This window comes from Hyphomonas sp. CY54-11-8 (assembly GCF_000682735.1).
Taxonomy (GTDB): domain Bacteria; phylum Pseudomonadota; class Alphaproteobacteria; order Caulobacterales; family Hyphomonadaceae; genus Hyphomonas.
Genome location: NZ_AWFD01000001.1, coordinates 394,844 through 414,812 on the forward strand (window position 1 = coordinate 394,844; position 19,969 = coordinate 414,812).

Consider the following 19,969-nt stretch of genomic DNA (forward strand, 5'->3'; position numbering starts at 1 on the left):
TTGTTCCGGTTTGTTCATGGTTGGATCGCTTGGTGTTCCTGTGCGGGGCTGTTGTGGATATTTCGATTCACGTGTCTCGCCCATTGAGGCCCATGTCTGCCCATGATACTCCAAATTAAGACATGGTTTACCCATGCGGGGTTTAGGCAAACGAAGATCGGGCTGGCGGGTGTTTGTATCCACCTATGAAAGTGCAATTGACGCAAAAGGGCGGGTGTCCATCCCGGCTCCCTTTCGCGCTGCGCTTGGCGGTGGAAACCGGATATTCCTGTGGCCTGCCCTCGACGGATCCGGTTGCCTGGAAGGCGGCGGCGAAGCCCTGATGGCCATGTACCGCGCGACGCTGACCCGCCTGCCCCCGCAATCCCCGGTCCGCAAGGCGCTCGTGTCCTCGATCATCGCCGGCTCGGCCGACCTGAAGATGGACGATACCGGCCGCATCAAGCTGACCGATGAGCTGATCGCGGCAGCCGGTCTCGACGGCCGTGTGAAGTTCGCCGGCAATATCGACAGCTTCCAGATCTGGAACCCCGAAAAGCACGCCGCATTTACCGCGGCCATGTCCGAAACCGCTGCGAAACCGGAGACGCTCGAGGCGCTGGGCCAGGCCTATAATGAGGTGCTGCGCCAGCACGAAATGGGCCTCTATCCCGACCTGAAACTCGTTGAGGGAGGGGATGGATGATGACCACCAAACCCCGGCCCGAAACCGCCGCTTCCGGGCACAAGCCCGTCATGCTCGATGAGGTGCTCGCTGCCCTCGACCTCAAGGACAGCGACCGCGTTGTCGATGGCACATTCGGCGGTGGCGGCTATACGCGTGCCATCCTGACGGCGGCGAAGTGCTCCGTCTTTGCGATCGACCGCGACCTCGACGCCATCATGCGGGCCGAGGCCCTCGCCGCCCAGACCGACCGCATCACCCCACTGCTGGGCCGTTTTGGCGAAATGGATGCGCTGGTCGAGGCGACCGGATGCGATCAGGTCGATGCCGTTGTGCTGGATATCGGTGTGTCCAGCTTCCAGATCGATGAGGGTCATCGCGGCTTTTCCTTCAACAAGGACGGCCCGCTGGACATGCGCATGGGCGCTGCAGGTCCCACCGCTGCGGATGTCGTGAACCACATGGCCGAAGGCGATCTCGCCAATGTCATCTTCCGCCTCGGTGAAGAGAAGCAGGCGCGCCGGATTGCCCGCCAGATCGTCCAGCGCCGCAAGGAAAAACTGTTCGAGACCACGCTGGACCTCGCCGAAACGGTCGAGACCGCTGTGGGCGGCCGGAAAGGCAGCCGGATCCACCCTGCCACGCTGACCTTCCAGGCGATCCGCATGTATGTGAACGACGAGCTGGGCGAGCTGGCCCGGGCGCTGGTGGCGGCCGAACGGCTGTTGAAGCCCGGCGGGCGTTTGGTGATCGTCACCTTCCATTCGCTGGAAGACCGGATGGTGAAACAATGGCTGCGCGACCGGTCCGGCAAGAATACCGGCGGATCCCGCCACATGCCGCTGATGGCCAAAGGCCCGGAACCGACTTTCGAACTGCGCCCAAACAAGGCGATCCTGCCCCAGGATAAGGAAGTGGAAGGCAATCCGCGTGCACGATCTGCAAAATTGCGGGCGGCGATCCGGACCGAAGCGCCTGCAATCGACGAAGAAGCGGATGATGGCATGAACCTGCCCCCGCTTTCGCAACTGGAGGACGTGTCATGAGCCGCCGCGCATTCATTCTGGGTCTCGTCATTGTCGGATTGCTGGTGTTCAGCCTCTACCGGGCGAAATACGGCGCCAAGGATACGGCGGCCGAACTCATGGCCGTGGAAGCCCAGATCGAGGACGCCCGCCACGAAAAGGCGCTGCTGGAAACCGAGCTTTCCCATATGAGCCGCCGCGAGTGGATCGAGGAATACGCCCGCAACGAGCTGGGCATGGCGCCGCCACGCCCGGAGCAGATGGCCAATGAGCGTGATCTGGATGCGCTGGTCGGTCTTCCGGTCGATCCCGCCAGGGATGCCGCTTCTGTGGAGGCGCCTGAATGACGGAAGCGTCGCGCCACCGGACACGGCTGGTCGGCCTCGGCCTCAGCGCGTTGTTTGTGGTGCTGGCCGGCAAGGCCGGCTACCTGGCGCTGGCGCCTGACCGCGATTCCGGCACGCTGGCCATGCGGGCTGGCGAACAGGTCAAACGGGCCGACATTGTCGACCGGAACGGTGAGCAGCTCGCGACGTCCGTCACCGTCTACTCGCTGGTCGCCAATCCGCAGCTGATCTGGGATCCGCGCGAAGTGGCAACCCGCATCGCCGGTGTCCTGCCCGACATCGATGCCGACAGCCTGACGAGCCGCCTGTCCGACCAGTCGCGGGAATTTGTCTGGGTGAAGCGCGGCCTGACCCCGCGCCAGCGCCAGACCGTGTTCGACCTCGGCCTCGAAGGCCTCTGGTTCAAGGAAGAGATCAGCCGGGCCTATCCGCGCGGGACGCTCGCCGGCCATGTGCTGGGCTTCGTGAACGTTGACGGCGTTGGCGCCGGCGGGGTCGAGTTCAGCCAGAATGACCGTCTCACCGCAGGCGGGGAACCGCTGCGCCTGACCATCGACAATGGCGTTCAGGCGGCGGTCGAGGCAGAGCTTGCCGCTTCGGCGGCGGCTGACGGGTTCGAAGGGGCGGCGGTCATCCTGATGGAGGCGCGTACCGGCGAAGTCCGCGCCATGGCCAGCTGGCCGCCTTTCAATCCGAACCGCTCGTCCGACATCGCCATCGACGATCCGTCCCGCATGAACCGGGCGACGGGCGCGCTTTATGAGCTCGGCTCTGTCTTCAAGCCGCTGACTGTGGCAGCGGCCCTCGAAGCCGGGGCGATCCGTCCGACCGACATATTTGATGTCCACGATCCGATCGAGATGCGCGGCTATACGATTTCGGACCTGCACCCCATCGGTACACGTGCAAATGTCACGACGATCATCGCCGAAAGCTCGAATATAGGCACTGTGCACATCAACCAGAAGCTCGGCCCGCGCCGCCAGCAGGATTTCCTGAAAACCGCTGGCCTGCTTGATCGCTCGCCCGTCGAACTCGCTGGCAGCGCCGCGCCGATCCTGCCCGAGCGCATGGACGACCTGACCGCGGCGACGATGGCCTATGGTCACGGCATCGCCGTGACGCCTATGGCATTCCTGTCCGCCTTCGCTGCCTTCGCCAATGGCGGGGAGCGTGTGGCGCCGACCCTGATCGTCGATGAGGCCCGCAAGTCGAAACCGGTGCGCGTGATGTCGGCCATCACGGCAGACCTCGTGAACGCGATGATGCGCGAAGCGGTGCTGACCGGAACGGGCAAGAATGCCGAAGTGGCAGGCTACCGCGTTGCAGGGAAGACCGGCACGGCGGAGAAGCCTGTGCCGGGCGGCTATGATGACGGGCGCAATATCTCCAGCTTTGCGGCGATATTTCCCTATGACAGCCCGCAGTATGCCTTGATTGTGACACTGGATGATCCCAAAGCCGGACCGGGAGGCTCTGTGGCTTCCCAGAATGCGGCGCCGACCGCAGGTCGCATCATAGAACGTGTCGCGCCGCTGCTCGGCATCGCCCCACGCTTTGAAGATTTCCGTCCTGCAGGAGACGCGTACCGCTCCGGAGATGAGAGGACTTCGCTGTGACCTGTAAACTGAAAGACCTGTTCCCTGATGCGCCGAATGGCGACACCGTCATCACCGGGATGACGGCGGACAGCCGTAACGTGAAACCGGGCTATCTGTTCGCGGCCCTGAAGGGCAGCGTCACCGACGGGCGCCGGTTCATTCCGGACGCGATCGAGAAGGGCGCCGTGGCGATCCTCTCCGGCGATGCGGCCGATGAGGTGTCCGTCACCCATATCGTCGATGACGAACCGCGCCGGGCGCTCGCGCTGGCCGCGAAGCGTTTCTACAATTCCCAGCCGGGCACCGTGGTGGCGGTCACCGGCACGAACGGCAAATCCTCCACCGTGGATTTCTGCCGCCAGATCTGGGCGCAAGCCGGGATAAAGTCCGCCTCCATGGGCACGCTGGGCGCCATCGGCCCCGAAGGTCATATCGATGTCGGCCACACGACGCCCGATCCGGTGACCATTCACGAAACGCTCGCCGAACTGACACGGCAGGGCGTCACCCATTGCGCGATGGAGGCCTCCAGCCACGGCCTGGAACAGCACCGCCTCGACGGGGTGGACCTCTCCGCCGTCGCCTTCCTGAACTTCACGCAGGACCATCTCGATTACCATTCGACGATGGAGGAATACCTCTCCGCCAAGCTGCGCCTGTTCCGTGAGCTTGGCCGGCCGGGTGTGCCCGCCATCGTCAATGCCGATTCCGAACAGTGCAATGATTTCGAAGCCGCTGCCCTCGGCAATCTCATGCCGATCGTGTCCTTCGGCTGGCGCGGGGAGGACCTCTGGATCGACGAGATCATGCCGCGCGCCACAGGGCAGATCCTGCATCTCTATTGGCGTGACGTGGAACAGAAGCCGCTGGAACTGCCGCTGATCGGTGAGTTCCAGGCGCTGAACGCGCTGGCCGCCGCCGCGATCTGCCTGTCGCTGGGCATGGAGTTCGACCAGGTCGCCGATGGCCTGACCCATCTGGAACCGGTCAAAGGCCGGATGGAGTTCATCGGCAAGACCGAATCCGGGGCCGCTGTCTTTGTCGATTATGCGCATACGCCGGACGGCCTGGACGTGCTGCTGCGCGCCGTACGCCCGCACACGGCCGGTGACCTGAAAGTCATCTTCGGCTGTGGCGGCGACCGCGACGCGCGCAAGCGTCCCCTCATGGGCGAGATCGCCGCCCGGCAGGCCGACGATGTGATCGTGACGGACGACAATCCGCGGACGGAAGACGCCGCTGAAATCCGCAAGCAGGTTCTGGTCGGTTGCCCGGACGCCCGCGAGATCGGCGATCGCGGCGAAGCCATCCGCACCGTTATCGCAGAGCTGAAAAAAGGCGACACGCTCGTCATTGCCGGCAAGGGTCACGAGACTGGCCAAATCATCGGCAAGGAAATCCATCCCTTCTCCGATCAGGATACGGCGCGTGAAGCGCTGGGAGCGGTGCGTGCATGACGAAACCGCTCTGGACCTCCGACGACATCACCCTTGCCACCGGCGGCATTGCGACTGCGCCCTTTACGGTGACGGGTACTGTGTCGATCGACACAAGGTCCCTGCAGCCGGGGGATCTGTTCGTTGCGCTGAAGGACCAGCGCGACGGGCATGACTTCGTCGAGGCCGCTTTCGAGGCCGGTGCCGCCGGGGCGCTCGTCTCCCGCAAGAAGGGAGAGGGGCCGCAGGTCGTCGCCGATGACACGCTGACAGCGCTGGAGCAGCTGGGCGTCGCAGCCCGGGCCCGCTGCGCTGCGCACCGCACGGCGATCACCGGCTCGGCCGGCAAGACCAGCGTCAAGGAAATGCTGGCGCGGATCTACCGCGCGCTTGGCCCGGCGCACTGGAGCCAGAAAAGTTTCAACAATCACTGGGGCGTCCCGCTGACGCTGGCCCGCATGCCGGAAGAGACTGAGCGTGCCGTCTTTGAAATCGGCATGTCGACCCCCGGCGAGATCGCCCCGCGCAGCCGCATGGTCCGTCCGCATACGGGGATCATCACCTGTATCGCCGGAGCGCACCTGGAGGGCCTTGGCAGCCTCGAAGCCGTCGCACGCGAGAAAGCCGATATCTTTGAAGGCCTTGAGGCAGGCGGCACCTTCATCCTGCCGTCGGACGACACCTTCTTCGAATATCTGGCAGACCGGGCACGGTCGCTGTGCCCGACCGGGAACATGGAATCCTTCGGCCGCGGGCCGGATGCGACCGCGCGCGTCGTCGGCTATGAAACCGACGGTGTGACCAGCCGTATTCAGGTCGATGTGGTCGGCAAGCCGGTGCTGGTGAGGCTGGAAGCGGTTGGTGAACATTGGGCAATGAATGTCGCTGCTGCGCTGCTGGCAGCGACGCAAACCGGTGCGGCAGTCAATGACTGCGCCGAGGCGCTTTCGGGCTATGCCCCGCCGGCCGGACGCGGCACGGCCGAGCGCCTCGCCCTGCCCGGCGGCGGCAGTTTCCTGATGATCGATGACGCCTACAACGCCAATCCGGGCTCCATGCGAGCTGCACTTTCCTCATTGAAACAACGCGGTGCAGGCAGGCGGCTGGTCGCGCTGGGTGAGATGCTGGAAATCGGCGATACGTCGGATGCGGAACATGCGGGCCTGGCCGGACCGGTCGTGGAGACCGGCGCGGCGGGCGTGTTCCTGGCAGGGGACAAAATGACTCATCTGGCCGAGGCGCTGCCGACAGACCTGCAAAAGGTGTGGGCGCCAAAGGCCGACGAACTTCTTAATGCACTGGAAAATGCACTTCGGGATGGCGACGTGGTCTTGATCAAAGGCTCGAATGCATCCGGGATGGGACGACTAGCAGACCGTTTGCGCCAATGGAGTGCAACGGCAGACATGGGCAAGATGGCAAGCGGCACAGAAGGTGCTGCAGGGGTTAGTTGATGCTGTACGAATGGCTGGCCGCTGACAGCGGTATCCTGAACGTTCTCAACTATATTACTTTCCGCACAGGCGCGGCCGTGGTCACGGCGTTCCTGGTGACGGTGATATTTGGCGACACCATCATCAATTTCCTGCGCGCCCGCCAGGGCAAGGGCCAGCCCATTCGCGACCTGTCGCTGGAACAGCAGCTGGAAAAGCGCGGTACACCGACCATGGGCGGCTTCCTGATCTGGCTCGGCCTGGTCGTCGGCGTCCTGCTCTGGGCGAACCTGAATAATCCTTACATCTGGGTCACCCTGTTCGTGACCCTGTCCTACGCAATCCTCGGCTTCCTCGATGACTATGCCAAGGTGACCAAGCAGACCGATGCTGGTGTTTCCGCCAAGGTGCGCTTGCTGGCCGGTTTCGGCATTGCCGCCGTGGCCTGTGCGTTCATCATGGGCCTGCACGGCGCGCACACGCCCGAAGGCCATGCTGAATGGGGCGCGCTGAACGGCCTGGCCGAGCAGATTGCTGCCTTCGCGCCGCAAACCAGCGTGACGCCGGCTGATCCGGATTTCTCCGGCGGTGTCGCGGTGCCCTTCGTCAACAACTACTTCCTGCCGCTCGGCATGTTCTTCATCCTGTTCGGGATGATCGTCGTGGTCGGCAGTGCCAATGCAGTGAACTTCACCGATGGCCTCGATGGCCTCGCCATTGTGCCGATGACGTTCGCCGCAGCCGCGTATGCGATGATCGCCTACCTGACCGGTAACTTCGTCTTCGCCGAATATCTCGGTATCCAGTTCGCGCCGGGCGCAGGGGAGCTGGCCGTGCTGCTGGGCGCCATGATGGGCGCAGGCATGGGGTTCCTCTGGTACAATGCCTATCCGGCGAAAGTCTTCATGGGTGATACCGGCTCGCTCGGCCTCGGCGGCATGCTGGGCGTCGTGGCCGTGGCGACCAAGCATGAGTTCGCGCTCGTTGTGATCGGCGGCCTGTTCGTGATCGAGGCGCTGTCCGTGATCATGCAGGTCATCTGGTTCAAGCTGACCCGACGCCTGACCGGCGAAGGCAAGCGCATCTTCCTGATGGCGCCGCTGCACCACCATTTCCAGAAGAAGAACTGGCCGGAGACCCGGGTCGTCGTCCGCTTCTGGATCCTGTCCGTCCTGTTCGCCCTTGCGGGCCTTGCAACCCTGAAGCTGAGGTGAGCGAGCGCGCATGATCCCGATCACGGAATACGCAGGAAGGGATGTTGCGGTGTTCGGCCTTGGCCGCACCGGCCTTTCCGCTGCCAAGGCCCTGAAGGCCGGCGGCGCGCGTGTTCATGCGTGGGATGACAATGAAGACACCCGCCGTAAGGCGGAAGCCGCGGGCCTGACCCTGTCAGACATCAACAAGCGCGACTGGCAGACCTTTGCCGCGCTCGTCCTGTCACCGGGCATTCCCTACAAATTCCCACAGCCGCACCGCATCGTGCGCATGGCAGAAATGACCGGCGTGCCGATCGTCGGGGACATGGAACTCTTCGCCCGCGCCGTGCAGAGCCTGCCGGAACGCGGCCGCCCGAAGATTGTCGGCATCACCGGCACGAACGGCAAGTCGACGACGACGGCCCTGATCGGGCATATCCTGAAGCAGGCTGGCCGCGACGCGCGGATCGGCGGGAACATCGGCACCGGCGTGCTGGACCTGGCGGCCCTGCATGCCAATGCGATCTATGTGCTGGAACTCAGCTCCTACCAGTTGGACCTGGTGAAGAGCCTGCACTGCGATGTGGCTGTCCTGCTGAATATCAGCCCGGACCATCTGGACCGCCATGGCGGCATGGAAGGCTATCAGGCTGCCAAGATGCGGATCTTCCAGAACCAGACCGAGCGGGACACTGCCGTGGTCGGGTTCGATGATGTGGTCACCCAGTCCATTGCCATCGGCCTCGCGGCGCGCGGGCCGGCCCGTGTGGTGCAGGTCTCCTCCAGTTATGCGCTCGGCCGCGGTGTAAGCGCCGTGGACGGACGGCTCTACGATTCCAACAGCGGCAATGCCGTCTTCGTTGGCAACCTCGCCGAATGCGCCGCACTGCCGGGCAAGCACAATCACCAGAACGCCGTCGCGGCCTATGCGGCCTGCCGGGCCCTCGGCCTTGATCCGCAGACCATCATGGAAGGTCTCAGAACCTTCCCGGGTCTTGCGCACCGCATGGAACGCGTCGGCGAGATCGAAGGCGTGCGCTTCATCAACGACTCCAAGGCCACGAATGCGCAGGCCGCCGAGCAGGCGCTGAAGTCTTACGACAATATTTACTGGATTGCCGGCGGCGTGCCCAAAGCTGACGGCATCGGCCCGCTGACGCCTTACTTCCCGCGCATCAACAAGGCCTATCTGATCGGCGAGGCGGAAGAGGCGTTTGCCTCCACGCTGAAGGGAAAGGTGGCCACCCAAGGCTGCGGAACCCTTGAAAATGCCGTTCAGGCTGCCTTCCGCGATGCCAGAAACGCCGGAATCGACCATCCGGTCATTCTTCTTTCACCAGCCTGTGCGAGCTTTGACCAGTTCCGCGATTTTGAGCACCGGGGCGATACGTTCCGGTCGATCGTGGAGGCGATGATGCCCACAGAGCTGAGGGAATTGGCTTGAGCTACACGGCCACAGCGCCATTTCTTGCCCGGTCTGACACGTCCTGGTTCATGGAATGGCGGCGAACAGTAGATTGGGGCCTGCTAGCAGGGTCCTTTTTCCTGATGGCGATCGGCCTTCTGATGTCGCTCGCGGCTGGCCCGAGCGCGGCGGCGCGCATCGGCTATGACAACCCCTATTTCTTCCCCATGCGCCAGTCGCTGTTTGCGGCGGCGGGCGTCATCCTGTTGCTCGGCACCAGCATGCTGGACCGGGCCTGGGCGCGGCGCTTCGCGGCCGTGCTGCTGCTGGGCTGTATCGGTCTGATGGTCTATATCCTGGTCGGCGGCGGACATGAGGCCAAAGGCGCGCATCGCTGGATCCGGGTCGCCGGATTCTCGCTGCAGCCGTCCGAAGCGGCCAAGCCCGCACTGATCGTCATGTCTGGCTGGCTGCTGGCGCAGCGCGAACTCTATCCGAACCGGATCTGGGAAACTGTCGCGTTCATCTTCTTCGCGGTCACGGTCGGCCTGTTCCTGCTGCAGCCGGATGTCGGCCAGTCTTTCCTGCTGACCGTTGCCTTTATCGTCACTTTCTTTGTCAGCGGCCTGCCCTGGCGCTGGGGCGCGGCCTTTGCCGGCGGCGGTGTCGCGCTCGGCGGTATGCTTTATGCGCTGCTGCCGCACGTGCGCGACCGGATCCGCGGCTTTGCCAATGTCCAGCATGGCGACCATTCGCAGATCGACCGCGCGGCCGAAGCCATCGGGCGCGGCGGCCTGTTCGGTGTCGGCCCGGGGGAGGGCCTGGTCAAGGCGCACCTTCCTGATGCGCATACGGACTTTATCTTCGCGGTCATGGCGGAAGAGTTCGGCCTTGTCGCCGCGATCGTGCTGCTGGCGGCTTTCGCGCTCATGCTCCTGCGCGGCTTCCGGGCGTCGGCACGGGTGGAAGATGGATATGCCCGGGCGGCAAGTGCCGGACTTTTCACGCTTTTTGGTCTTCAGGCTGCCATAAACCTGGCAGTAAATCTGGCCCTGATCCCGCCGAAAGGGATGACACTGCCATTTGTCTCCTATGGCGGCTCGTCCATGCTCGGCACGGCATTGACTCTGGGCCTTGCGCTGGCACTTGTGCGCGGACAAGGTACGCGCACAAGGGGCCGGTATGGCTGACGATACGAACGGAAAACTGGGCGGAAAACTGGTCATCATCGCGGCAGGCGGGACCGGCGGGCACATGTTCCCGGCGCGCGCCTTTGCCGACGAGATGCGTAAACGGGGCTGGCGCGTTGGCCTGATCTCCGACAGCCGCGGTCTCCATTATGCCAGCGATTTCCCGGCAGAATGGAAGGAAGAGGTGTTCGCCGCCTCCCCGAACTTCCGCAAGCCATGGACCCTGCCGGGCGCTTTCCTGAAGATCCAGGCCGGCATTGGGATGGCCAAGCGGATCATGAAGGAAAAGAAGCCGGCGCTCGTCGCAGGCTTTGGCGGCTATCCGGCGTTTCCGGCTTTGGCTGCGGCGAAGGCGCGCAAAGTGCCGATCCTGATCCACGAACAGAATTCCGTGCTTGGACGGGTGAACCGCAACATGGCACCAAATGCTGCTGTCATCGCCAGCGGGTTCGACCGGCTGGACCGACTGCCGAAGGGCAAGCCGCACAAGGCGGTCGGCAATCCTGTCCGCGCCCCGATCCTCGCCGTAAGGGACCAGCCCTATCCGTCCACAGATGACAAGCTGACCATTCTTGTCACCGGCGGCAGCCAGGGCTCGCAGATCATCGGCGAGAGTGTTCCGCTGGCGATTGCCAATCACATCCCCGCGCCGCTGCGTGCCCGCCTGAAAGTAGTCCAGCAGGTGCGCGCCGAACAGCTGGAGAAGGTGAAAGACATCTACGACAAGGTCATGGTCGAGGCCGAGCTGGCACCGTTCTTCTCCGACATGCCGGAGAAACTTGCGGCCGCCCATCTTGTGATCGCGCGCAGCGGCGCAGGGACGGTCAGCGAACTCGCCGTTGTCGGCCGCCCCTCGATCCTGATCCCGCTGGCCATCGCCATGGATGACCATCAGGCCGCCAATGCCGAAGCCCTGACGGATGTGGGCGCGGCTGACATGATCCTCGAGGCGAACCTTTATCCTGCATTGCTGGGCGAGTTGATCGCGGCACGCCTGTCCGATGTGGACGAACTGAAACAACGCGCCGAAGTGGCGAAGAAATCGGCCAAGGTGAATGCGGCAGGAGATCTTGCCGACCTCGCCGAAGCCGTGGCCCTGCACTGAGGTCTCGACCGGCACCCCGACTTGGCGCAGCATGACACACACCAGACTCCGGAGACCTTAGAACATGGCTTCCCCAACACCTTTTGATCTTGGCCCGGCTCATATCGTTGGCATTGGCGGTATCGGGATGTCCGGCATCGCCGATGTGATGATCACGATGGGTTATGATGTGCAGGGGTCCGACATCAAGGATTCCGACAACATTGAGCGCCTGCGCCAGCGCGGGGCGAAGGTCTTCATCGGGCACAAGGCGGACAACGTCAAAGGCGCCGGGACGGTGATCATTTCGTCCGCCATCAAGGGCGACAATCCGGAAGTCGCCGCGGCGCGCGCCGCCGGTATCCCGGTCGTGCGCCGGGCCAACATGCTGGCTGAAATCACGCGCCTCAAATACACGGTTTGCGTTGCGGGCACCCATGGCAAGACGACGACAACGTCCATGGTGGCGGCCCTGCTGGACGGGTCCGGGATCGACCCGACCGTCATCAATGGCGGCATCATCCACGCCTATGGTTCGAACTACAAGGCGGGCGAAAGCGACTGGATGGTCGTGGAAAGCGACGAAAGCGACGGGACGTTCACGAAACTGCACCCTACCTGCGCCATTGTCACGAACATCGATCCGGAACACATGGACCATTACGGTTCCATGGAGAAACTTCGCGAGGCATTCGATGTCTTTGTCGAAAACCTTCCCTTCTACGGGTTTGCCGTTCTGTGTACCGACCACCCGGAAGTGCAGGCGCTCGCCGCACGGGTGACGGACCGTCGCCGTATCACCTATGGCTTCAACCGGCAGGCTGATATCCGCGCCGTGAATCTGGAAACCGACCTGGCCGGCGCGCACTTTGATGTCGCGCTGCGCCGCCCCGGATCGGCCATGCCGCGCATGATCGAAGGTCTGACCCTGCCCATGGCGGGCGAGCACAATGTGCAGAACTCCCTCGCGGCAATTGCCGTGGCGCTGGAACTCGGTGCGACGGACGAGCAGATCCGGAACGCCCTGATCAGTTTCGGCGGCGTGAAGCGCCGGTTTACATCGGTGGGGGAGTGGACCCCGGTTGCCGGCGAAGCGCCGGTCCGCATCATCGACGACTACGGCCACCACCCGGTGGAGATCACCGCCGTGCTGAAAGCCGCCCGGGCCATGCAGGGACAGGGGCAAATCATCGCCGTTTGCCAGCCGCACCGTTACACCCGCCTGCGGGACCTGTTCGAAGAATTCTCACGATGTTTTGACCAGGCGGACGAAGTGCTTGTCGCGCCAGTCTATGAGGCGGGCGAAAGCCCGATCGAAGGCTATGACGCTGAATCGCTCGTCGCATCCATCCGGCGGCATGGCCACCGGTCGGTGTCGCTGCTGGATTCGCTGGAGAATTTGCCCGGCGTGATCCGGTCGCAAGCAGGGCCCGGCACCATGGTCGTTTGCCTCGGCGCGGGCGACATTACCCGCTATGCCGGAGACCTTGCCTCCAAGCTGGAAACCACAAGCTGACCTCGCGGCAGGTGCCGCAGACTGACTCTTCCCCTTTGCCTTGCAATGTCGCAGGCTGGACGAAACCGCCCGGCAAGAGGCGACTATTGGCCAAGGGAGTGAAACTAAATGAGCGACACGCAGGTTGTCGGACCGGTGCTGGCTGTGCCCGAATCCGAGACGGAGCGCGCTGACGGCGGGCCGTTCGGGATCAAGGGACTGGCCTGGGCGATCTTCGAAGGCGCGCGCAATCCCTATTACAACCTGATCGTCATTTATGTTTTTGCGCCCTATTTCGCAAAAGAGATGGCCGGGGGCGGTGAGCATGGTCTCAGCCTTTCCGGCCTGACGGTTACGATTGCAGGCATCGCAACAGCCCTGACGGCGCCTTTCCTGGGAGTCATCGCTGACAAGGCGGGCCGGCGGAAGCCGCCGATCGCCTTCTTCATGGCGCTCATGTTCGTCTGCTCGTTCAGCCTTTGGTGGGCGCGCCCGGAAGGCCCGCTGACCATGTGGCCGACCATGGCCGTCCTCGCGGTGGCCTATTGCTGCTACGGCTACTCGGAAGTGCTGCACAATGCGATGCTGCCGAATGCGGGCCGGCCAAGCGCCTTGCCCTATATCTCCGGCCTGGGCCTTTCGCTAGGCAACATTCTGAGCGTCGGGATTCTTGTCTTCTTCCTGTTCGGCCTGTTGCTGCCCGGATCGGGATTGCCATTTGCACCGGCAGAACAGGTGATCAAGCTGGACCGGGAGACCTTTGCGCCGGAACGGTTCGCCGGGCCGTTTGTCGCGGTCTGGATGGCCGTGCTGCTGATCCCGTTCTTCATCTTCATGCCGGACGGTATCAAGGGTGGCCAGAGCACAACCTGGAAACAGGCGGCGGCGGACGTATTTCGCGGTGAAGACCGCCATTCCGGGAATGCACAGAACCTGATTGAGCGTGGGAAGGTGCTGTTTGGCTACCTGAAAGGCCTGTTCAAGGAGCACCCGCAGACCATGCGGTTCCTGATCGCCCGCACCATCTATGCCGATGCGATGTCAGCGCTGCTGACGCTTGGCGCGGTCTATGCCGGCACCTTCCTCGGCTGGACCGGCGTCGAAATCCTGTTCTTTGGGATCACAGGCGTTCTTTTCGGGGCAGTCGGCGGCTTTGTGGGCGGTTATCTGGACCGCCTTCTTGGACCGAAGCTGGCGCTTGTCTGGGAGATTTCCGCGCTGGTGATCCTGCTGCTCGCGCAGCTCTCGATCACGCCGGACGCGCTGTTCTTCGGCTTGCTACCGGCCAACACGCCCATCTGGGACAGCCCGTTCTTCAGCACGCTGTCTGACATCACCTATTTCCTGTTCGTGATCCCGGTTGCAATCGCCGTGGTCGCGTCGATTTCATCGAGCCGGTACATGCTGGTGCATATTGCCCCGCGCGACCGGATCGGAGAATTCTTCGGCCTCTATGCCATCGCCGGGACAGTGACGGTGTGGATGGGCCCCGGTATCGTCAGCCTGCTCACCTGGGTGACCGGCAATCAGCGGATCGGCATGGGCGGTATCGGGTTCATGTTCCTGGCCGGATTGATCATCCTCTGGAAAGTCCACGCGCCGAAACGTGGTTTTGAAGACTGATCCCATAAAGGAAGGCCGGCCTCCTGAGAGGCCAGCCTTCCGGTAAATGCTCCTGGGAGAGGAGTTGGATCAGCTGGTGGGGCCGAACGGGTTCGTACCTGAACCGGACGATGTCACACGGGCGATTTCAGACACGCGCCGCGGACGCAGGTAGAATTTGTCGCTGATCGTCTTCGAGGTCGTAATGATGTAGCCGATGTCGCTCTCATACGGATAGCTGACTTCGGCCATGATGATTGAGCCGGGGGAGGGCATGATCCCGGTAGGCAGGGTTACCGTCGTGCCTTTCGTATACGGCGTCATGTTGTGAGCGTCGGACCAGGCCACTTTCGGATTGCCGTCGCCATTGTCGACAATGCTTGAGATACGCATCTCGGCCGTGGTTGCGTCATACGGCTCCATCAGGACTTTTGCCGCTGCAAACATTTCCGCCATGTCGGCATCCGTCACGGTCGTGAGACGGGCGGTCAGGTCACCAAGGCTAGCGCTGGTCTGGGTGACCCGGCGGTCGGCTTCCATCAGGAAATTGAGTTCGATGGCGCCGAGATAGAGCATGATCAGCAGGGGCGAGATCAGAGCGAACTCGACCGCAGAAATGCCCCGCTCATTGTAACGAAGCCCGCGGATGCCGCGCCAGTTCAGACGAGGGTTGAGCCGCGAAAGAAGGGTACGTTTGGCCATGGATCAGTCTCCGAATGGCTCGTTGCGGAAGACGGTCGTGGCCGAAATCAGGTGCTTGCCATTGGCCATGTTTGCCAGAGGGGCAGACAGGACCGGCGTCACCAGACCCCACTCATAATAGACGCGCACAGCCACGATTTCATTGGCGCCACCTGGCTGGAAGTCAAAGTCGCTGTCATCGAAATTACCATCCGAATCGAGCGGGGATCCCAAATTGGCGGCGCTGAAGCTGGTGAGCCGCTTCACGTCGATGTGCAGGCTCGCATCGCATCCCATCAGGCCGAACATCTCGTCACAGACGGAGTTCTGGAATTCGACTTTGGAAAACCCGGCTTCTTGCGCCTGGCCGGTCCGGATCTCACGAGAGGCGTCCGACACGGCATGTTCCAGTACGGTCGACATGATGAAGATCAGGCAGATCTCCATCAGGCCGAAAATGATGAAAAAGAAAGGCGCAGCGATCAGGGCGAATTCCACCGCCGTCTGGCCACGGCGTTCAGTCGCCCACTCTGCAAGCTTGCGCTGCAGTCTGGATGTCAGAAATCCCGCATTCGGCGAACGCATCCCAAACCCCTCTCTCAGAGTCGCTCAGTCTTCTGGCTACCAGATCTGGGTTTGCGGCCCGTTTCAGAGATCGTACAAATTTCAAGGAATTCCCGACGTAAAGCCGGAGACGACCGTGGCGACCCGGATTTAGGCGCCAGATCAGTCGGCGTTTGTCAGGGCCTGCATACCCATCTGCTGCTGCATCAGATCATCGAAATGCTGGACGTTGTCGCCCGGGCTGATGATAGAGCGGCAGGACGGGGCACAGTCATAAGTGAAATTCGACCCGTTACGATTCACGGTGACGAGATTTGACGTATTGGCTGTGACAACGACTTCGGTATTCAGGATCTGGTTCCCCGAACGGTCGAACACCATCAGATTGGTGGTGCCGAATGTCTTGCCGGTGATAAAGATCAGATGTTCGTCATGAACGGCAACGTCTGCAATGTTCCGGTTACCGAGTACAACACTTGCTGCCGTCCCCTTCATTTTGAGCGGGACAGTCTTGTTGGTTTCGACGGTCAAAGGTCCCGCAATTGCCGGGAGCACCATCAGGCTGGCGGCCAGGCCGAATGCGCAAGTCCGTGCGAAAGTTTTCATGTCTGGTCACTCCGGGAATGATTTCGTGCAATTTGTCTGAAGAAAGTTTCACGAGTGCTAACTGCCTAAAAGCTCGCTTTTCCGGATGAGCTATGTATATAAAGAATCCAAGTAAGGCCGCAGGGGCCGAACCTGTCCGCACCCGGATTCAGGTAGTAAACAAATCCCTGTAACCCCTTCATGGAATTTCTGTTTCTCTCAACTCGATGTGAACAATAATCGCGTAGAGTTCGAACTGTTCCGGCAGACAAATGAGAACCGGGGCGCGAACAAATGCATGATGGGAGTTTCCAATGTTTGCACGTTTTCTGAAAGACGAGTCGGGTGCTACGGCTATCGAATACGGCCTTATCGCCGCTCTGATCGCTGTTGCCATCATCGGTGGTGTTACGGCTCTTGGTACGAACGCTAACGCCAAGTTCCAGGAAGTCGCTACTGCGATGTCCTAATCGTAGTTCTCAGAACTACTGATTACCTAGAAGAGGCCGCCGGGTTTTCCCGGCGGTCTTTTTCTTTGGCCAATGGCCCGGGATCCAGTGATCAGCATTCCTTAGGATTTAGGGGGCAGGGTCCGGCGCAGTCCTTTCTGATGGGGAGTGCGGACATGATTCTGGTCATTCTTGGCGGGCTATTCCTCGCCCTCTGCCTTTTTGCGGCACTTCACGATGTGAACAGTTTGACGATTCCGAACTGGCTGAATCTGGTGCTTGCTGGCCTGTTCATTCCCGCGGCAGCATTTTCCGGCCTCCCCATGGAAATTATTTTCGGACACGTGCTGGCCGGCCTGGCAGCTTTTGTGATTGCTTTCGGCCTGTTTGCGTTCCGCATTTTTGGGGGAGGGGATGCGAAAATGATCCCGGCCGTCATGCTTTGGGTCGGGCCTTCAGCGTCCTTGCAGTTCATTTTTGCGATGGCGCTTGTCGGCGGTCTCTGTGCAATGATCATTGTGCTTGTGCGGAACACGATACCGGCGGCCGTTGTGCCGGGGCCGATCCGCGCTCCGTTTGAAGAAAAAGCCGGCGTTCCTTACGGTGTGGCCATCGCGGCGGGGGCCTTCTTCGCCAGCCCAGCGTCTCCAATTCTTTCCCAAACGTTAAGATCAGCCGGAGTAATCGGTTAACGTTGCTTTAGGCGTGCTGTGGGAATCTGACTCGTGGATGGGGATGAGCGCTGACCGGCCAGAGTCCCTGTGTATCGTAATTTAGGGGAGTTACACTCCATGTCACCGATGCGTCTCATTATCCTGATTGGCGCGGCCGCTGCGGCCATAGCGGCAGCGTTTCTCGTCCGGGGGCTGACCCAGCCGCAGACCGTGACGCAGACCGTTACTGAGCAGCAGACCGTGTTGCAGACGAGAGAAGTCTCCGAGACTCACGTTCTCGTCGCGAAGCGCGACCTGATGGTTGGTGACCTTCTGTCACCCGATGATTTTGAATGGGCGCCATGGCCCGAGAAAAACGTCGTGGATGGTTACAAGACGGAAGAAGCTGACGCTGACGCAATCGCAGAACTGTCGGGAAGCGTCGTGCGCATTCCAATCTATGCAGAAGAGCCTGTCCTTCCGCAAAAGCTGGTCATGAAGGGCGAGACCGGCTTCATGGCCGCGCTGCTGTCGCCCGGTATGCGGGCCATCTCCGTGGAGATCTCGACCGAATCGGCGTCCGGCGGCTTCATCCTTCCGGATGACCGGGTGGATGTGATCCTGACCTATCAGGCGCAGGTCGCCATGGCTGAAGCGGTTCTGGACCGCCCTGTGACTGAAACCATTCTCCAGAATGTCCGGGTGCTGGCAATCGACCAGGTCTTTTACCAGGGCGAATCCGAATCGGCCTCCCAGATCGGCAATACAGCCACACTGGAAGTGAAGCCGGACGAAGCGGAACTGATCGCCCATTCGCAGCGTCTCGGCACGTTGTCGCTGTCGCTGCGGCCGTGGTCGGATGCAGGTGACACAGGGTCGCGGGGCGCAAGGACTGACCTCCTGCGCGGCGGCGGTACGCCCGGAAACGGCATCACAATTTATCGCAATGGCCAGGCAGCGTCCGGCCTTGGGGGTAGCTGAGCATGAAGGCCTTCCAGAAAGCCAGAACGGCAGCTGTAATTGCCTTGTCGCTCGCGATAGGGCCGGCGGCTTTGGCGGGACCAAATACATTCGGGACCCAGATCACCCAACCGGGTGAATCCGCGGTCAGCGAGCAAGTGACACTCGGGCTGAACAAGTCGACAATCATCGACCTGAGCGCGCCTGCAGCAGATGTCGTGATCACGAATCCGGAGATTGCCGACGCCATTGTGCAGACGTCGCAGCGGATCATCTTCCGGGGCATGGATTACGGGCAGACCAATGCCTTTGTTTTTGACCGCCAGGGCAACCAGCTTCTCAATCTCGAAATCAATGTCGAGATGGATATGGCCAGCATCCAGCAGATGATTGCCCGCCATGTGCCGGGTGCCCGGGTCAAGGTTGAAGGCCTGAACGGTAATGTGGTGATTACCGGAACCACGGACAGCCTGTCCGAATCCGACGCTGTGGAACGTCTTGTCGAAGCCTATCTGGGCAGCGGTGAGGAAGAAGAGACCAAAGTCATCAACATGATCGACATTGCGGCGAAGGACCAGGTGCTCCTGGAAGTCCGCGTTGTCGAGATGCAGCGCAATGCGATCAAGCAGCTTGGGATCAATCTGAGCGGGGCACCGACCTTCGGTGACCTCGGCAATCTGGTCGAGCGCCAGCTGTTCGTTGGCAACAATCCGCCCGTGAATGCTGATACGACCGCGCTCTTCCCGGGGCTGCCGTTCGACGTCTCCTCGAAAGTCGGTTCGAGCCTGGGCTATCCGCTTCAGGGACGCTCCTTGGGCGGCTTCTCCGGCCGTGCTACGTACAGCAATTATGTTGGCCAGGACCTCCAGTCGAGCGTCGGTGTTGAACTGAATGCGCTGGAGCGTATTGGCATCGTCAAAACACTGGCCGAACCGAATATTGTCGCCATGTCTGGCGAGAGTGCGAAATTCCTTGCTGGCGGTGAATTCCCTGTACCGGTCGGTCAGGACCAGAATGGCCGGATTACGGTCGAGTTCAAGCCTTACGGCGTCGGTCTCGGCTTTACGCCGGTCGTCTTGTCGGAAGGCCGTATCTCCCTGAAGATCTCGACGGAAGTTTCCGAGCTGAGCTCCGAGGGCGCCTTCCAGGGCGAGAGCACCACGATTGTCGACGCTCAGGGCAACACCACCTCCTATGAAGGTGTGACCCTGCCGGCGCTCTCTGTCCGCCGGGCCGAGTCGGTGATTGAGCTGCCGTCTGGTGGCTCGATGATGATGGCGGGTCTGATCCAGTCGCAGTCGCGTCAGAGCCTCGACCAGATTCCTGGCCTCAAGAAGTTGCCGATCCTGGGCGCGCTGTTCCAGTCCCGCGACTTCATCCAGGAGGAGACCGAACTCGTCGTGATCGTGACGCCTTATCTGGTCGACCCGACCAAGAAGGACCAGCTTCGTACGCCAGCTGACGGTTATGCAAACGCTTCGGACGCGAAGACGATCTTCTTCGGGAAGCTGAATGAACAATATGGCCGCAACGGTGAACCCGTATCGGCATCCGACTATCGTGCCCCTGTGGGCTTTATCGAGGAATAGGGGACCAGAA

Annotated in this window: 19 protein-coding genes; 16 read left to right on the forward strand and 3 right to left on the reverse strand. The window is 61.8% G+C overall.

Annotated elements, in window-relative coordinates:
- Positions 1-133 precede the first annotated feature (133 nt).
- The 12 genes from HY17_RS02090 (at position 134) to HY17_RS02145 (ending at position 14,499) form a co-directional block, all read left to right on the forward strand.
- Entirely contained in the window at positions 134-685 is a 552-nt protein-coding gene (locus HY17_RS02090) for a division/cell wall cluster transcriptional repressor MraZ (protein WP_081812920.1), read from the forward strand.
- Positions 685-1,710, forward strand: a complete 1,026-nt coding sequence (gene rsmH / locus HY17_RS02095) for a 16S rRNA (cytosine(1402)-N(4))-methyltransferase RsmH (protein ID WP_034762443.1) — start codon at positions 685-687, stop codon at positions 1,708-1,710. The genes HY17_RS02090 and rsmH overlap by 1 nt, the downstream gene beginning before the upstream one ends.
- Positions 1,707-2,036, forward strand: a complete 330-nt coding sequence (locus HY17_RS02100; protein ID WP_081812921.1) for a septum formation initiator family protein — start codon at positions 1,707-1,709, stop codon at positions 2,034-2,036. Before rsmH ends, HY17_RS02100 begins: the two co-directional genes overlap by 4 nt.
- On the forward strand, positions 2,033-3,655 hold the full coding sequence (locus HY17_RS02105; protein ID WP_051599534.1) for a penicillin-binding protein 2: 1,623 nt from the start codon (positions 2,033-2,035) through the stop codon (positions 3,653-3,655). The genes HY17_RS02100 and HY17_RS02105 overlap by 4 nt, the downstream gene beginning before the upstream one ends.
- Complete coding sequence (locus HY17_RS02110) at positions 3,652-5,094, forward strand: UDP-N-acetylmuramoyl-L-alanyl-D-glutamate--2,6-diaminopimelate ligase (RefSeq protein WP_051599535.1); 1,443 nt, start codon at positions 3,652-3,654, stop codon at positions 5,092-5,094. The genes HY17_RS02105 and HY17_RS02110 overlap by 4 nt, the downstream gene beginning before the upstream one ends.
- Complete coding sequence (murF, locus tag HY17_RS02115; RefSeq protein ID WP_034761714.1) at positions 5,091-6,527, forward strand: UDP-N-acetylmuramoyl-tripeptide--D-alanyl-D-alanine ligase; 1,437 nt, start codon at positions 5,091-5,093, stop codon at positions 6,525-6,527. The genes HY17_RS02110 and murF overlap by 4 nt, the downstream gene beginning before the upstream one ends.
- The gene (gene mraY / locus HY17_RS02120) at positions 6,527-7,720 is read left to right on the forward strand and encodes a phospho-N-acetylmuramoyl-pentapeptide-transferase (RefSeq protein ID WP_034761717.1); all 1,194 of its coding nucleotides are present in this window, start codon (positions 6,527-6,529) and stop codon (positions 7,718-7,720) included. The genes murF and mraY overlap by 1 nt, the downstream gene beginning before the upstream one ends.
- 10 nt (positions 7,721-7,730) lie before the next feature.
- The gene (gene murD / locus HY17_RS02125; protein ID WP_034761720.1) at positions 7,731-9,146 is read left to right on the forward strand and encodes a UDP-N-acetylmuramoyl-L-alanine--D-glutamate ligase; all 1,416 of its coding nucleotides are present in this window, start codon (positions 7,731-7,733) and stop codon (positions 9,144-9,146) included.
- Positions 9,143-10,297 carry a putative peptidoglycan glycosyltransferase FtsW gene (locus HY17_RS02130; protein ID WP_034761723.1) on the forward strand — a complete coding sequence of 385 codons (1,155 nt, stop codon included), beginning with the start codon at positions 9,143-9,145 and terminating at the stop codon, positions 10,295-10,297. Before murD ends, HY17_RS02130 begins: the two co-directional genes overlap by 4 nt.
- Positions 10,290-11,402 (forward strand): undecaprenyldiphospho-muramoylpentapeptide beta-N-acetylglucosaminyltransferase, encoded by a 1,113-nt coding sequence (gene murG / locus HY17_RS02135; protein ID WP_034761727.1) that lies wholly within the window; start codon positions 10,290-10,292, stop codon positions 11,400-11,402. The genes HY17_RS02130 and murG overlap by 8 nt, the downstream gene beginning before the upstream one ends.
- Before the next feature lie 64 nt (positions 11,403-11,466).
- Positions 11,467-12,897 (forward strand): UDP-N-acetylmuramate--L-alanine ligase, encoded by a 1,431-nt coding sequence (gene murC, locus HY17_RS02140; RefSeq protein ID WP_034761730.1) that lies wholly within the window; start codon positions 11,467-11,469, stop codon positions 12,895-12,897.
- Between the two features lie 108 nt (positions 12,898-13,005).
- Entirely contained in the window at positions 13,006-14,499 is a 1,494-nt protein-coding gene (locus tag HY17_RS02145) for an MFS transporter (RefSeq protein WP_051599536.1), read from the forward strand.
- A gap of 69 nt (positions 14,500-14,568) precedes the next feature.
- Here HY17_RS02145 and HY17_RS02150 read toward each other — a convergent pair whose 3' ends face one another.
- The 3 genes from HY17_RS02150 to HY17_RS02160 all read right to left on the reverse strand — a co-directional run bounded on the left by HY17_RS02150 (position 14,569) and on the right by HY17_RS02160 (position 16,329).
- Entirely contained in the window at positions 14,569-15,180 is a 612-nt protein-coding gene (locus tag HY17_RS02150) for a TadE/TadG family type IV pilus assembly protein (protein ID WP_051599537.1), read from the reverse strand.
- Positions 15,181-15,183: 3 nt separating this feature from the next.
- The gene (locus tag HY17_RS02155; protein WP_051599538.1) at positions 15,184-15,744 is read right to left on the reverse strand and encodes a TadE/TadG family type IV pilus assembly protein; all 561 of its coding nucleotides are present in this window, start codon (positions 15,742-15,744) and stop codon (positions 15,184-15,186) included.
- A 141-nt stretch (positions 15,745-15,885) separates the two neighbouring features.
- Positions 15,886-16,329 carry a pilus assembly protein N-terminal domain-containing protein gene (locus HY17_RS02160; RefSeq protein WP_034761733.1) on the reverse strand — a complete coding sequence of 148 codons (444 nt, stop codon included), beginning with the start codon at positions 16,327-16,329 and terminating at the stop codon, positions 15,886-15,888.
- A gap of 293 nt (positions 16,330-16,622) precedes the next feature.
- On the opposite strand from HY17_RS02160, the gene HY17_RS02165 reads away from it, so the two are divergent.
- The 4 genes from HY17_RS02165 to HY17_RS02180 all read left to right on the forward strand — a co-directional run bounded on the left by HY17_RS02165 (position 16,623) and on the right by HY17_RS02180 (position 19,959).
- Positions 16,623-16,778: a Flp family type IVb pilin gene (locus tag HY17_RS02165; RefSeq protein WP_034761736.1), complete on the forward strand. Its 156-nt coding sequence runs from the start codon at positions 16,623-16,625 to the stop codon at positions 16,776-16,778.
- Between the two features lie 155 nt (positions 16,779-16,933).
- Positions 16,934-17,449, forward strand: a complete 516-nt coding sequence (locus HY17_RS02170) for a prepilin peptidase (protein WP_034762462.1) — start codon at positions 16,934-16,936, stop codon at positions 17,447-17,449.
- Positions 17,450-17,548: 99 nt separating this feature from the next.
- On the forward strand, positions 17,549-18,391 hold the full coding sequence (gene cpaB, locus HY17_RS02175) for a Flp pilus assembly protein CpaB (protein WP_051599540.1): 843 nt from the start codon (positions 17,549-17,551) through the stop codon (positions 18,389-18,391).
- 2 nt (positions 18,392-18,393) lie between these two features.
- On the forward strand, positions 18,394-19,959 hold the full coding sequence (locus tag HY17_RS02180; protein ID WP_034761739.1) for a type II and III secretion system protein family protein: 1,566 nt from the start codon (positions 18,394-18,396) through the stop codon (positions 19,957-19,959).
- Positions 19,960-19,969: the final 10 nt, after the last annotated feature.